Origin of the sequence: Chitinophaga barathri, assembly GCF_003807585.1 — a bacterium.
In the GTDB taxonomy this organism is placed as follows: Bacteria; Bacteroidota; Bacteroidia; order Chitinophagales; family Chitinophagaceae; genus Chitinophaga; species Chitinophaga barathri.
Window position 1 is genome coordinate 184,791 of sequence record NZ_RMBX01000012.1, and the last position, 12,904, is coordinate 197,694.

Here is a 12,904-nt window from a genome sequence, read left to right on the forward strand (position 1 = left end):
ACGGTAGACTATTCAGGTGATGATGTATTGAAAATGCTATTTGGTTAAAGTAATGTCCGTGGGCTGCTGATTCCTGAACACGGTGGCTTTCAACCTGCCGCGCCATGCGTTCGGCTGGTAAATGTTCAGGAAGTCTTTGATATTGTTCACCTTTTCTCCGTCCAGCGAAAGCAGTACGTCTCCCGTGCGGAAGCCCGTCTTCTCCGCTTCGCTGCCCGCGGGCACGGTCACGAAATAGGCGCCTTTTTCATCGGGCAGGCCGGTGGCGGACCGTTCGCCCAGCCCTTCAATATTTTTTACAGTAGCGCCTTTCCAGCTGATGCTGGCCAGTGCGCCTGTTTGCTGGGAAAACAGTGCGGCGGGCAAAGTCACAGGCGCGGCTTTTGCTTTCAATCTTTTAATACGCACGCCGAACTCATTCATCGGGAAGTTGCGGAAACCTGTTCTCAAGGCGGGGCTGCCGGGTTTTACGCGGTAGTCGCCCGCCGCGAAATCGACGAACCGTGGATCGCCGTATAATGAATGTTTGTCGGTGCCGTTTGTTTGTGCGGCTTTTAGCGCGGCCGCATCGGGGAAGAAATTGGAATCTACTCTTTCACCCCACTTTTTGATCTGTATCGGTTTGTAGGCGGTGGTTACGATATTCCTGCGGAAGATGTCGCCGCTGTTGAGGAACCATACATGCGGGTGAAAGGAGTTGTTCAGCATGATGTTGTTTTCCACGGTGCGGAAAAATCCTTCACGCAGCTTCAGGCCGCCGTTGAGGCATACGTTGTTGTAGATGCGGTAATTGGTGGAACCGTCATCCAGGTCTATGTCCCAGCCATGGTCGCAGCGGAACCGGTTGTTGCGGATCACAGTGGTGGCTTCCGCATCCAGCAATACTATATCGATATTTGCTGTGGTGGCGCTGTCCATCACGCGGCGGTCAGGATGCCAGAAGCGGTCGCGGCCCCAGGAGTTAAACGCCCCATGGTCGCCGGTTTCGAGCACAGTATTATACACGTCGTTGTGCTCAATGATGTGGCCGCCCCAGGTACCTTCGCTGATATTGATACCGGCCCTTGGCAGATCGTGAATCGTATTGTAAGCCACGCGGATATGCGACGCCATGGATATCTGCACGCCGGCGGATTGTTTTTCGGTTTCGCCGGTGTATTGAATAAGATTATCAGTGGCTTTACATTCCTTCGGGTAATCGTTGTTTTTCGGGCCTTTTACAAAATCCATCCGGGTATAGGGCACGAACTTGTTGTATTCAAATGCCGGTGAGCGCACGGCTTCTGGATTGCCGACAAAAGCGATGCCGCTGGCGCCTGCTTTGTAAATATGACAACTGTCGATGCTGACGTGCCGGTTGTAATTGTTAATGAATACCGCATTACCGCCCACTTCGTTAAAAAAACAATTGCTGATGTAACAGTATTCAGCGCCCTCCACCAGCAGCGCGCCTCCGCGGTAGATGGTCCAGTCGCTGCGCAGCAGTGGCTCTTCGGTGAGCATAAAGGTCCTGGCGTTGCCGGTGAACTGGAGGTTGTTCAATATCACCTGTTTCACGGGTTTTGTTTCCGCTCCTTTGATAACGATCAGTTCTGTTAATGAGGCATAAGCGATATCGGCGGCGGGCTGGCTGCCGGCAAGCGGTTTATAATAAAGGGTGTGTTGTGCCGCGTCAAAGAACCATTCCTGCGGTACATCCAGTTCTTCCTGTATATTCTCCACATAGCGGTGCTGCGCGTGCAGGCCCATCTGGCGGTTGTTTTGCCAGCCGCCTTCCAGTATGGCATTGCCGGTGGAATCCACACCGGTGATGCGGTAATGATAACCGCCCCATTCCGCGCGGTGCAGCGCGTGTACAATTCCGCCTTCCGGATGTTTCCACGTTTTGATCCTGGCAGGGGAAAGCGCATCGGCGGATGTGCCATGATAAAAACGCGCGCTGGAATCGTAGTTGGGATAACGCGCCAGTATCTGCGTCTGCCCGTTCATATACAGGCGGTCCATGTTTTTTACGGATACCGGTATGGAAGCAGAATAGATGCCGTCGTGTTGTGCTTCCCACTTCACTTTCAGCGGCCTTGCGCCGCTTATCACCGCATTTTCGCCGGGGTAACCCATGATGAACAGCACATGGTTCATATCGCTGTTATCTTCCGGGGTGAGCACCAGCGTACTGTCCAGGTAATAGGTGCCGCCGCGTAAGGTCACCTGTACATTGGCGCGGGGATGTTTGGCCCTTGCCTGCCGCCATAGTTGTTGCGCACGGTGAAGCGTGGCCAATGGCCGTTCTTTGGTGCCGGGATTATCGTCTTTCCCGTTGGGAGAGAGGTAGATCTTTTGCGTTTGCCCCAGTGAAGGAAGGGCCATTGCCATACAGCAGGTGAGTAGCCATTTAAACATATGCAGACGTTAGATGCACAAGTTAACCCCATATTTCCGGGAGGATTAATAGTAATTGATCAAATTCTTACAGAAAAATTTGGAGAATAAAGGAATAACTGTACATTTACGGTGTACTAGCGATCTAGTACACTAGTTATAACCCTTAACTACGGCATATGATATCCCTTCAACACCTTCATTTCGCCTACAACAAAGCCGTTCCCATCCTCCAGGATGTGAACCTGGAGCTAAGCCCCGGCCGTATTTATGGCCTGCTCGGGAAAAACGGGGTGGGCAAAAGCAGCCTGATGTATAATATGTGCGGCCTCCTGTTCCCTTCCTCGGGAAGCTGTAGTGTCCTTGGCCACACGCCCTCCCGCCGCGACCCTGCTTTTTTGCAGCAGGTATGCCTCCTGCCGGAGGATTTCGAAATGCCTGCCATGAGCATCGATCAGTACATCCGGCTGTATGCTCCTTTTTACCCTGCCTTCAGCAGCGATGCGTTTGAAGGGCATCTGCAGACCTTTGGAATACCGCGGCAGCAGTCTCTGCCGGCGCTCAGCCATGGCCAGCAGAAAAAAGTGCTTATCAGTTTTACGCTGGCCACCAACGCCCGGCTGATACTCATGGATGAGCCTACCAACGGGCTGGACGTGCCTTCCAAACGCCAGTTCCGAAAAGTGATAGCGGGCAGCCTGCGGGAGGACCAGAGCATCGTCATCAGCACGCACCAGGTAAAAGACCTTGACAGCCTTATAGATGAGGTGTTGATCCTGGAAGACCACCGTATCATTCTCCAGGAGGCCATTTCCAGCATTACGGAAAAGCTCAGTTTCAGGCAGGTAATGAGCCTGGAAGAAACGGAAGCGCCCATCTATAGCGAAGGCGCGCTGAAGGGGTACGCCGTGGTAGCGGTGAACCGTAAGGCGGAGCAATCCCGTATGGATATGGAAATGTTCTTCAACGCCGTGATGACGGAAAAAGAAAAGATACTTCCCCTGTTTAACCGTTAAAACCTGTCACCCATGAATTTCTCCTTCCACCGTTTTATACTGTTGTTAAAAATGCAGTTCGCCGTGAACAGGCGGTTCTACCTGCTGGGTATAGCCGCCCTGGCCGGGCTGCTGCTGGTGTACATGTTTTTCCGCGCGGCAAACGGCGACTTTGGTTTTGAGTTCGACGCGCAGGAAGAAAACTATGCCTTTACCATGTGTTTTCTTACTGTAGTGTTCGGTACCATGATATTCCGGCAGCTTGGCAGCAAGCCGCAAAGGATACAGGCGCTTATGCTGCCGGTATCCGCCCTTGAAAGGATGAGTGTGGCTTTCCTGATGGTGTTCATCCTTTTTCCTATTGTGTATACCCTGGTCTATTTTCTGTGCAGCGGCCTGGTGAACCTGGTGGATGTACATGTATTGAGTCATCCGAATGAATGGTATCTTTTAAATGGTGAAATGGAGATAAAGGCGCTGACGATCCTGATGCTGACGCTGCCCGTGGTGTTGTTCTGCGCGGTGTGGTTCAGGAGGCTCACTTTTGTGAAGACCATGGTGATGTTGTGTGTGCCGCTGCTCGTGTTTTCATTTTTTAATAGCGTGCTTAGCAAAATGGTAGTGAACAATGCCGCGCCCAGCGCACCTAAAGGTGTTGAGTATTCTTACTGGGCCAGTACTCCATTCTCTTACCTGGCTGTGGTAGTTAAAACGCCCAATGTGGAAAGCGATCCGCAGTCGTTCAATGTGCTGCTACCCGCAGGCCAGCAATGGGTATTCACGCTTTTCCTGTGCCTTATTCCCTTCCTTTTCCTGTACCTGGCTTATCTCAAGCTGCGTGAGCAGGAGCTGTAACACCTTAATCCCTTTTTATGGAATTTAATCAAACACAGGCTATATATCTCCAGATCGCGGATTATGTGTGCGACCAGGTACAGCTCCAGTACTGGCTGCCGGAGGGCAAAGTGCCTTCCGTGCGTGAGCTGGCGGTAACGCTGGAAGTGAATCCCAATACGGTGATGCGGTCCTACGAACACCTCCAGCAGCAGGGGATCATATATACACGCCGTGGTCTCGGTTATTTCGTAAGTGAGGACGCGGTGAAAAAGATACTCGCCGGGCGGAAGGAACAGTTCCTCCAGGAAGAATTGCCGCTGTTCTTCCGGAAAATGTACATGCTGGGCGTAGAGCTGGACGAGTTGAAGGCCCGGTATGAAAAGTTCAAACAGCGCCAGCTGAAGGCGCAATAAACCTGATCAACATGAAAAAGAGCAATAAGATATTCATTGGTTTTCTGATCCTGCTGCCGACCATGATGGTGATATTTAACCTGCTGCTGCAGGTGCAGTATGCACAGGGCAAACTCACCCCGAGATCACGCGAAGTACCCCGGGGCATTACCCGGCAACTGAAGCCGTTCAGGCACCTGGTGTTCGATGGTAAAGTGATTAGCCATTTTTCCAATAATCCTTACCGGTATGAGGTCAAACGTTTTGAGCTGGAGATAGGGCAGCAGTTTCCTCCGCATCTTTCAATGGATGCCCGTGTCAGCGATTTTATAAGGGAACGTTACAGCGGAGATACGCTCTTCGTCTGGTATGAAATAGGCCGCCTCCGCGACCGGGCGGACCTGTTGTCTTACGACGACCGGCTGCTGAAACTGTATGCACCTTCATTGGAGTCGTTCACCTCGCGGAGAGCAATAGTGGAGATACCCGTAGTAAAACAGCAGATACCTTTAAAAGTAATGGAGGACCATTCACGAAGCGTGACGTTCACTAAAATGGAACTGCCGGCGCTGAGCATTTATAATCAGAACAGTTATGTAAATCTGTCGCGGTATATGAAGGTGGATTCTTTGTGGTATGAAGCGCAGGGCCCATCGGCTTATTATTTTAATACGCCGCATCAGTTCGGGAAGGTCGTGCAGGGTGGCGTGGATTCAAGGACAAATATCAATATCAGCGGAGACGCGGCCTATATCCAGTCGCTGTTGAACAAACAATAGTTTCTAGTCTCACAATAATGGAAAAAGATATGAAAACGGTCCCGGTGTTTACCGGAACCGTTTAATTATTTGAACTGTGTAGCGAGGTAAGCCATTGTGCCCGCGCCTACTTCAAGGCATTGTTCGTCCACGTCAAAGCGGGGCGTATGCACACCCGCGGTGATGCCTTTGGCTTCGTTGCGGATGCCCAGCCTGAAGAAACAGGCAGGTATCACCTGTGAATAGAACGAAAAGTCTTCCGCGCCCATCCGCATTTCGGTGTCGCCAACGAGGTCCGGGCCCATGTATTCTTCCGCTAGTTTGCGTGCGGTAGTGGTCACGGCTTCGTTGTTATACAACGTGGGGTAGCCCACGAGGATATCAATGTCGATCTCCGCGCCCATGGCATGCACCAGTTCGGTGGCTTGTTTGCGGACCAGTTCGTGGGCTTTGAAGCGCCAGGTTTCATCCATTGCGCGGAAGGTGCCCATCAGCTTTACTTCGCTGGGGATCACGTTTGTAGTGAACCCGCCGTTGAAGGCGCAGATGGACAACACGGAAGGTGAGAACGGATCGTTGTTCCGGCTGATGATCTGTTGCAGGCTTACCACAAGGTTGGAAGCGATGAGAATGGTGTCTGCGGTAAGATGCGGCGCGGCGGCGTGCCCGCCTTTGCTTTTGACGGTGATGTATATTTCGTCCGCGCTGGCCATGTATTTACCGGCATGAAAGCCGAGTTTGCCCGCTTCCAGGCCCGGGTGTACGTGCAGGCCGAGGATAGCTTGAGGTACGGGGTTTTCCAATGCGCCGTCCTGTATCATAAGGCTGGCGCCGCCGGGGTGTTTTTCTTCTCCCGGCTGGAATAATATTTTTACGGTGCCTTCAAATTCGTCGCGCACCTGCTGTAATATTCTCGCAGCGCCCAATGCCACGGTGGTGTGCACATCGTGCCCGCAGGCATGCATGATGCCACGGTTTTGCGATTTATAAGGTACTTCGTTGGCTTCTTCTATCGGCAGGGCATCTATATCCCCCCGGAGGGCGATCACCTTGCTGGAGGGGTTCTTTCCTTCTATTAAAGCGACAATACCCGTGCCTGCTACGCCGGAACGGTATTGTATGCCATACTCGTCCAGTTTCTGCCGGATGAACTTAGCGGTTTCATATTCCTGGAAAGAAAGTTCCGGGTGGGAATGAAGGTGTCTTCTGTATGAAATGAGGTCTGGTGCGTATTCACTGGCCAGGGACTTGATCCGGTTCTTCATTCTGATTCTTTTTCCGGTGACACGTTGATGATGGTGGGTACCACAAATACGCCGCCGCTGAACAGGTCCGAGAGCTTGTTGCGCAGTTCGGTGGCTTCGTCTCTTGATCTGAAATCGCCGATGCGCACTTTAAAATAGGGTGCTTCAAAATCCACATAACTGCGGTAATCCGGGTAGAGCTGCATTACCTTGGTTTTGGCGTCCAGGGCCTCATTCCGCTTATTGGTGGTGAGCACCTGCACGCGGAAGCCGGGCTGGTTGCGGATGGCCAGGTTGTTAATGTAGATCTGTTTCCTGATGAGGATGTCTATCCGGCTGTCTTTTACCACTTTTACGTTCCCTGTCTGGGGAGCGCCGTCCTGCGCGCGCAGTGTGGCGGCGGAGAACAAAAAAAGAATTAAACAGCCTGTTCTTAACATCATATAATAAATCGTTTGATTGCAGAATTTGAAGACGGGTTTTCCATTATTGCATGGTTGCCGCCTGTTTCATAATCTCCACGCTGGCGCTTGCTCCTATCCGGGTAGCCCCGGCATTGATCAGTTCCCGGGCAAAAGCAAATGTACGAATCCCCCCGGAAGCCTTGATCTGAATGTTGGCCGGCAGGTGTTTCCGCATCAGCGTTACGGCTTCCACGGTAGCGCCTTTTTCGGCGTAACCGGTGGAGGTCTTTACAAAGTCTACCCCGTACCGGGCGTACAATTCGCAGCATTTCACAATCTCTTCCTCCAATAATATGCCACTTTCGATGATCACCTTGATGACGCGCTGTTTATTCCGGATAATGGGCATGATGGTGGCTATTTCTTTCTCCAGGTAGCTCCAGTCCCCGCCGCGGATAGCAATAAGATTGGCTACCATATCCAGCTCGTCGGCATCGTCTATGATCGCCAGCACGCTTTCGGCCACCTTGGCTTCGATGGCGGAATATCCGAAGGGGAAACCGGTAACGGTGGCCACTTTGGTGGTGGTACCGGCGGTAAAGGTCTTGGCCAGTTTTACGAAGGGAGGGGGGACGCATACGGCTGCAAAGTCATATTCCACAGCCTGCATACAGAGGTTTTTGATATCCTCCACCGTGGTGACGGGTTTCAGAACGGTATGGTCTATGTAGCGGTTGATCTTCATGGCGGACGGTTTATCCTGAAAGGATAACGGAGTTACGCAGGCTGGCCCGGGTAACTCCGTTAGAATGAATTTGGTGTATTGTGGTGTTTATTGGTCTTTACCGTGGCAGTTCTTGAACTTTTTGCCGCTTCCGCAAGGGCAGGGATCGTTTCTGCCTACTTTCGGGCCTACCCGCACCGGCTCGGGCTTGTGCTCCTCTGCGGTGGCGGGGCCGTATTCTTCCCTGCGGGGGGCTGCCGCACCGGCGCTGTTGCCATTCTCTTCAAATTCCTGGTGAGTGGCGCGCATGCGGCTCATGTCGGTTTTTTCCTCGCGGCCTTCGGTGATCTCGGCGGTTTCGCCCTGCTGGCCCGGGATGCCGCACTTGCAGAGGAAAGACACGATCTCTTTGCTGGTTTCGGCGCTCATTTGTTTGAACAGTTCAAACGCTTCGAACTTATAGATCAGCAACGGGTCTTTCTGCTCGTACACGGCGCTTTGTACGGACTGTTTCAGGTCGTCCATTGCGCGGAGGTGCTCTTTCCAGGATTCGTCTATCAAAGCCAGGGTGATGCTGCGCTCCAGCGCGGCAACGGTTTCTTTGCCGCCCGTTTCCACTACTTTTTTCAGCGGCGCCAGCACGTTAATGCCTTTTTTGCCGTCTGTGAAAGGAATGGAGATGTTTTCGATGTGGTGGCCCTGTTCTTCGTAGATCTTCTTGATCACGGGGAATGTGCCGCCGGTCACTTCACCGGTCCTGCGGTGATAGTTATGTATGGCTTCGGAATACAGCTTCTCGGCTATTTCCTGTACGTTTCCTTTCTGTAATTCTTCCTGGGTGATGGAGGTGTCTACAGCGAAGTTCAGGATCACTTCCAGTTTAAATGCTTCGTAGTCACCGGTTTCACGATGAACCGTCACCAGGGATTCCGCTACTTCATAGAAGGAATTGTCGATGTCGATGGCGAGGCGTTCGCCAAACAGGGCGTGGTTACGTTTGGAGTAGATCACGGTGCGCTGTTTGTTCATCACGTCGTCATATTCCAGCAGGCGTTTGCGGATGCCGAAGTTGTTCTCTTCCACTTTTCGCTGCGCTCTTTCGATGGAGCGGGTGATCATGCTGTGCTGGATCACTTCGCCTTCTTTGTAGCCCATACGGTCCATGAGCGCGGCGATACGTTCGGAGCCGAACATACGCATCAGGTCATCTTCCAGGGATACGAAGAACTGTGAGGTACCGGGGTCGCCCTGGCGGCCTGCGCGGCCTCGCAGCTGGCGGTCCACACGGCGGCTTTCATGGCGTTCTGTACCGATAATGGCCAGACCGCCGGCTTCTTTCACACCGGGCCCGAGCTTGATGTCCGTACCACGGCCTGCCATGTTGGTGGCGATGGTCACGGCGCCGGGCAAACCTGCTTCGGCTACGATCTGCGCTTCACGGGCGTGTTGTTTGGCGTTCAGTACGTTGTGCTGTACTTTTTCGAAGGTGAGCATTTTACCCAGCAGTTCGGACACCTCTACGGAGGTGGTACCTACCAGTACCGGGCGGCCTGCGGCCTGCAGGCTCTTGATCTCTTCGATCACGGCCTTGTATTTATCACGCTTGGTTTTGTACACGAGGTCCTCGGCGTCTTTACGGACGATAGGGAGGTTGGTGGGGATGGTCACCACATCCAGTTTGTAGATCTCCCAGAACTCGCCCGCTTCCGTGGTGGCCGTACCGGTCATACCGGCCAGCTTGTGATACATCCTGAAGTAGTTCTGCAGGGTGATGGTGGCGAACGTCTGGGTGGCGGCTTCCACTTTCACATTTTCTTTCGCTTCAATAGCCTGGTGCAGTCCGTCTGAATAACGGCGGCCTTCCAGGATACGGCCTGTCTGCTCATCCACGATCTTTACTTTACCGTCCATTACCACGTACTCCACGTCTTTATCGAAGAGCGTATAGGCTTTGAGCAGTTGCTGTACGGAGTGGATGCGTTCTGATTTGATGGCAAAGTCCTGCAGCAGCTGATCTTTGCGAAGGAGTTTGTCTTCCGCGGTCAGGTCCAGCTTTTCCAGGTCTGCTATTTCGGAACCTACATCGGGCATGAGGAAGAAGTTGGGATCTTCGCCCGCGCCGGTGATCAGGGCAATGCCCTTTTCGGTAAGGTCTACGCTGTTATTTTTTTCTTCAATGTGGAAATAAAGCCCGTCGTCCACTTTGGGCATTTCGCGCTGCTGGTCGGCGATGTAATAGTTCTCTGCTTTTTGCTGGAGTACTTTTACGCCGGGCTCGCTGAGGTATTTGATCAGGGCGCTGTTTTTAGGCAGGCCGCGGTATGCGCGCATCAGGGCCAGGCCACCGGATTTCGGGTCGTCTTTTCCTTCCGCGATCAGTTTTTTGGCTTCGATCAGGTTGGCGTTCACCACTTTTCTTTGCTCATCCACCAGGCGCTGGATGCGGGGCTTCAGTGCGTGGAATTCCTGCTCGTCTCCGCGGGGGATAGGGCCGGAAATAATGAGCGGGGTACGCGCATCATCGATCAACACGCTGTCCACCTCATCCACCATGGCGAAATGGTGTTTGCGTTGTACCATTTCCTCGGGGCTGTGCACCATGTTGTCACGCAGGTAGTCAAAGCCAAATTCGTTATTGGTACCGTAGGTGATGTCCGCTTTATAAGCTTCCCGGCGTTCGAAGGAGTTGGGCTGGTGTTTGTCGATACAATCCACGGTAATGCCGAGGAATTCGAACAGGGGGCCGTTCCATTCACTGTCACGACGGGCCAGGTAATCGTTCACGGTTACGATGTGCACGCCTTCGCCGGCAAGGGCGTTCAGGTAGGCGGGCAGAGTGGATACGAGGGTTTTACCTTCACCCGTGGCCATTTCGGAAATTTTCCCCTGGTGAAGCACGGAGCCGCCTATGAGCTGTACGTCATAATGCACCATGTTCCAGGTCACTTCGGTACCGCCGGCGATCCAGGCGTTTTTCCAGGTCACTTTGTCACCTTCAATGGTCACATATTCCTTTTTAACAGCCAGCTGGCGGTCCAGGTCCGTGGCTTTGGCAGTAATACTGCTGTTTTCCTTCAGCCTGCGCGCGGTTTCCTTCACCACGGCAAAAGCCTCGGGGAGGATGACCTGCAATATTTCTTCGATCTTTTTATCTCGTTCCTTGATCAGCTTGTCGATCTCGCGGTAAGTGAGGTCTTTGGTATTAACGTCTTCATCAGTATCCGCGCTTGCTCTTTTATCAGCAATTTCCTTGTCCATATCGGCCAGGTGGGCTTTGATACGGGCGCGGAAGTCCTGCGTTTTATGACGCAGTTCATCAATGGTAAGGGATGAAAGTTTTTCGAACTCCTCGTTAATCTGCTTCACGATAGGGAGGATGAGCTTGATGTCGCGCTCAGACTTGTTTCCTCCGAAAAGCTTTGTTAAAAAACCTAGCATGTTAAAAATTTCGATTTCAAAAGATAAAATAACCTCGTAGCGGGTGAAATATAGTCAAATATTAAGCCCGCCCGCAAGGTAGTGCCAAGGTGGCAGGAATTAAGGTTCCTGTTTTCCGAGGCTCGTAAAATTAGGAATTTTTAGGTGATGCACGAGGGGAAATGCGGGAATTACTTTAAATAGTCACCCTTTTTTTGGGAAATAATGCCAGCCTGTCATCCTGCCGCAGCAGAAAAAATAACTGTCTTTTCAACACGAATTGTATATTGTGCGGCTGCTATTTTTAAAGGTAGTTTTTACGGAAAGGGGGACACGGGCATCCGTTCATCAAAAAAAATGGGATTTGCTGTGCAGATCGGTTGGAGATCACTAAATTATTCAGTAATTCGCCTGCTGTTTATCAAGAAAGATAAAAATATGTAAATACTTTTTATAAATTTAAAGGTTTTAAATACGCTATTGAATTTTTTATAAAATCACGTCTATGAAGCAGATACAGCCTAAAAAGCTTTTTTACACTAGCTGTCTTTCATTAATTGTAACGGCTATGACCTTTGCTATTCGCGCGGAGATCATGCCGTTATGGGGATCGGACTTCACACTGAGTAATGAACAGTTGGGTCTTATCGCCGGTACCGCTTTCTGGGGCTTTACCCTTGCCCAGATCATCGGAGGCCCGCTCATCGATATTGTGGGCATGAAGAAGATCCTTTACATCGCATTTTTTGGTCACATTTTAGGTGTGATCGTTACCGTTACGGCGGTGAGCTTCTGGCCACTGTTCCTCGGTACCCTGCTCATCGGCATTGCCAACGGAAGCGTGGAAGCTGCCTGCAACCCGCTCGTTGCCACCATTTACTCCGGTGAAAAAACCAAGATGCTAAACCGTTTCCACATGTGGTTCCCCGGCGGCATCGCGATCGGTGGCCTTATTTCTTATTATATGGTGGAAGAGCTTCACCTGGGCTGGCAGTGGCTGGTAGGCATCCTGCTCATTCCTACTATCCTGTACGGCATTCTTTTCTCTTCCCTCAAATTTCCTGCTACAGAAAGGGTAGCCTCAGGCGTTTCTTACAGCGATATGCTGAAAGCCTGCGTAGGTCCGCTGTTTATATTCATGGTGCTTTGTATGTTCCTCACCGCCGCCACAGAACTGGGTACCGGCCAGTGGATCACCGCTTTGCTGAGCCAGGTAGGCGTTTCCGCTATCCTCCTGCTCGTATTTATTAACGGGATCATGGCCATCGGCCGCCTCTTTGCAGGCCCCGTGGTACACCGGCTGAATCCTGCCGGCATGCTGCTGTTCTCTGCTATCTTCGCCACCATTGGCCTGTACTGGCTGAGCACCGCCACCGGTTATGTTACTTTCGCCGCAGCATTTGTATTTGCCATCGGTGTATGTTATTTCTGGCCCACCCTGCTCGGTTTTGTATCTGAATATATTCCCAAAACCGGCGCGATAGGCCTGAACATCATGGGCGGCGCGGGCATGCTGAGCGTATCTGTGATCCTGCCTTTTATGGGTGGCTGGTACGACAACAACAAAGCCAAAGCCCTCCAGGCCGGCGCTGATGCAGCTGCCGCGGAATTACAGGCGGGAAGGGACACGCTCACCACCGTAATGATCATGCCGGCGATCCTGATCGTTGCCTTTACGATCCTGTATTTCAGCATCAGGAACAAAGGCAAGGTAAACCTGCACACTGAAGCTCAAACCGCATAATAATCATATC

11 protein-coding genes are annotated in these 12,904 nt (G+C 52.0%); 6 read left to right on the plus strand and 5 right to left on the minus strand.

The annotated features are described in order from the left end of the window. Positions 1-36: 36 nt before the first annotated feature. Positions 37-2,400 carry a PDZ domain-containing protein gene (locus EG028_RS21220; protein WP_120518337.1) on the minus strand — a complete coding sequence of 788 codons (2,364 nt, stop codon included), beginning with the start codon at positions 2,398-2,400 and terminating at the stop codon, positions 37-39. 158 nt (positions 2,401-2,558) lie between these two features. Between EG028_RS21220 and EG028_RS21225 the strand changes: the two genes are divergently transcribed. The 4 genes from EG028_RS21225 to EG028_RS21240 are packed head-to-tail and all read left to right on the plus strand — an operon-like array spanning position 2,559 to position 5,382. Further along, positions 2,559-3,395, plus strand: coding sequence for an ABC transporter ATP-binding protein (locus tag EG028_RS21225; RefSeq protein ID WP_120518338.1), 837 nt, complete (start codon positions 2,559-2,561; stop codon positions 3,393-3,395). A 12-nt stretch (positions 3,396-3,407) separates the two neighbouring features. After that, positions 3,408-4,229, plus strand: a complete 822-nt coding sequence (locus EG028_RS21230; protein ID WP_123864749.1) for a hypothetical protein — start codon at positions 3,408-3,410, stop codon at positions 4,227-4,229. A gap of 17 nt (positions 4,230-4,246) precedes the next feature. Then, positions 4,247-4,624, plus strand: a complete 378-nt coding sequence (locus tag EG028_RS21235) for a GntR family transcriptional regulator (protein WP_120518340.1) — start codon at positions 4,247-4,249, stop codon at positions 4,622-4,624. Positions 4,625-4,635: 11 nt separating this feature from the next. Continuing rightward, on the plus strand, positions 4,636-5,382 hold the full coding sequence (locus EG028_RS21240) for a hypothetical protein (protein ID WP_120518341.1): 747 nt from the start codon (positions 4,636-4,638) through the stop codon (positions 5,380-5,382). A 65-nt stretch (positions 5,383-5,447) separates the two neighbouring features. Here the strand turns inward: EG028_RS21240 and EG028_RS21245 are convergent, their stop codons facing one another. The 4 genes from EG028_RS21245 to secA all read right to left on the minus strand — a co-directional run bounded on the left by EG028_RS21245 (position 5,448) and on the right by secA (position 11,171). Further along, complete coding sequence (locus tag EG028_RS21245) at positions 5,448-6,626, minus strand: M20 metallopeptidase family protein (RefSeq protein ID WP_120518342.1); 1,179 nt, start codon at positions 6,624-6,626, stop codon at positions 5,448-5,450. Next, entirely contained in the window at positions 6,623-7,048 is a 426-nt protein-coding gene (locus EG028_RS21250) for an SPOR domain-containing protein (protein WP_120518343.1), read from the minus strand. Before EG028_RS21250 ends, EG028_RS21245 begins: the two co-directional genes overlap by 4 nt. Positions 7,049-7,091: 43 nt before the next feature. After that, complete coding sequence (gene deoC / locus EG028_RS21255) at positions 7,092-7,754, minus strand: deoxyribose-phosphate aldolase (protein ID WP_120518344.1); 663 nt, start codon at positions 7,752-7,754, stop codon at positions 7,092-7,094. Positions 7,755-7,841: 87 nt separating this feature from the next. Then, positions 7,842-11,171 carry a preprotein translocase subunit SecA gene (gene secA, locus EG028_RS21260; RefSeq protein ID WP_120518345.1) on the minus strand — a complete coding sequence of 1,110 codons (3,330 nt, stop codon included), beginning with the start codon at positions 11,169-11,171 and terminating at the stop codon, positions 7,842-7,844. A 204-nt stretch (positions 11,172-11,375) separates the two neighbouring features. On the opposite strand from secA, the gene EG028_RS21265 reads away from it, so the two are divergent. Beyond that, positions 11,376-11,594, plus strand: a complete 219-nt coding sequence (locus EG028_RS21265; RefSeq protein WP_123864750.1) for a hypothetical protein — start codon at positions 11,376-11,378, stop codon at positions 11,592-11,594. A gap of 61 nt (positions 11,595-11,655) precedes the next feature. Further along, a complete protein-coding gene (locus tag EG028_RS21270) occupies positions 11,656-12,894 on the plus strand; it encodes an MFS transporter (protein ID WP_120518346.1) in 1,239 nt (412 codons plus the stop codon). The last annotated feature ends 10 nt before the right edge of the window (positions 12,895-12,904 follow it).

Bases quoted from the DNA above. Each gene is read 5' to 3' on its own strand.
- EG028_RS21220 (WP_120518337.1), bottom strand. From the start codon at position 2,400: ATGTTTAAATGGCTACTCACCTGCTGTATGGCAATGGCCCTTCCTTCA.
- EG028_RS21225 (WP_120518338.1), top strand. From the start codon at position 2,559: ATGATATCCCTTCAACACCTTCATTTCGCCTACAACAAAGCCGTTCCC.
- EG028_RS21230 (WP_123864749.1), top strand. From the start codon at position 3,408: ATGAATTTCTCCTTCCACCGTTTTATACTGTTGTTAAAAATGCAGTTC.
- EG028_RS21235 (WP_120518340.1), top strand. From the start codon at position 4,247: ATGGAATTTAATCAAACACAGGCTATATATCTCCAGATCGCGGATTAT.
- EG028_RS21240 (WP_120518341.1), top strand. From the start codon at position 4,636: ATGAAAAAGAGCAATAAGATATTCATTGGTTTTCTGATCCTGCTGCCG.
- EG028_RS21245 (WP_120518342.1), bottom strand. From the start codon at position 6,626: ATGAAGAACCGGATCAAGTCCCTGGCCAGTGAATACGCACCAGACCTC.
- EG028_RS21250 (WP_120518343.1), bottom strand. From the start codon at position 7,048: ATGATGTTAAGAACAGGCTGTTTAATTCTTTTTTTGTTCTCCGCCGCC.
- deoC (WP_120518344.1), bottom strand. From the start codon at position 7,754: ATGAAGATCAACCGCTACATAGACCATACCGTTCTGAAACCCGTCACC.
- secA (WP_120518345.1), bottom strand. From the start codon at position 11,171: ATGCTAGGTTTTTTAACAAAGCTTTTCGGAGGAAACAAGTCTGAGCGC.
- EG028_RS21265 (WP_123864750.1), top strand. From the start codon at position 11,376: ATGCCAGCCTGTCATCCTGCCGCAGCAGAAAAAATAACTGTCTTTTCA.
- EG028_RS21270 (WP_120518346.1), top strand. From the start codon at position 11,656: ATGAAGCAGATACAGCCTAAAAAGCTTTTTTACACTAGCTGTCTTTCA.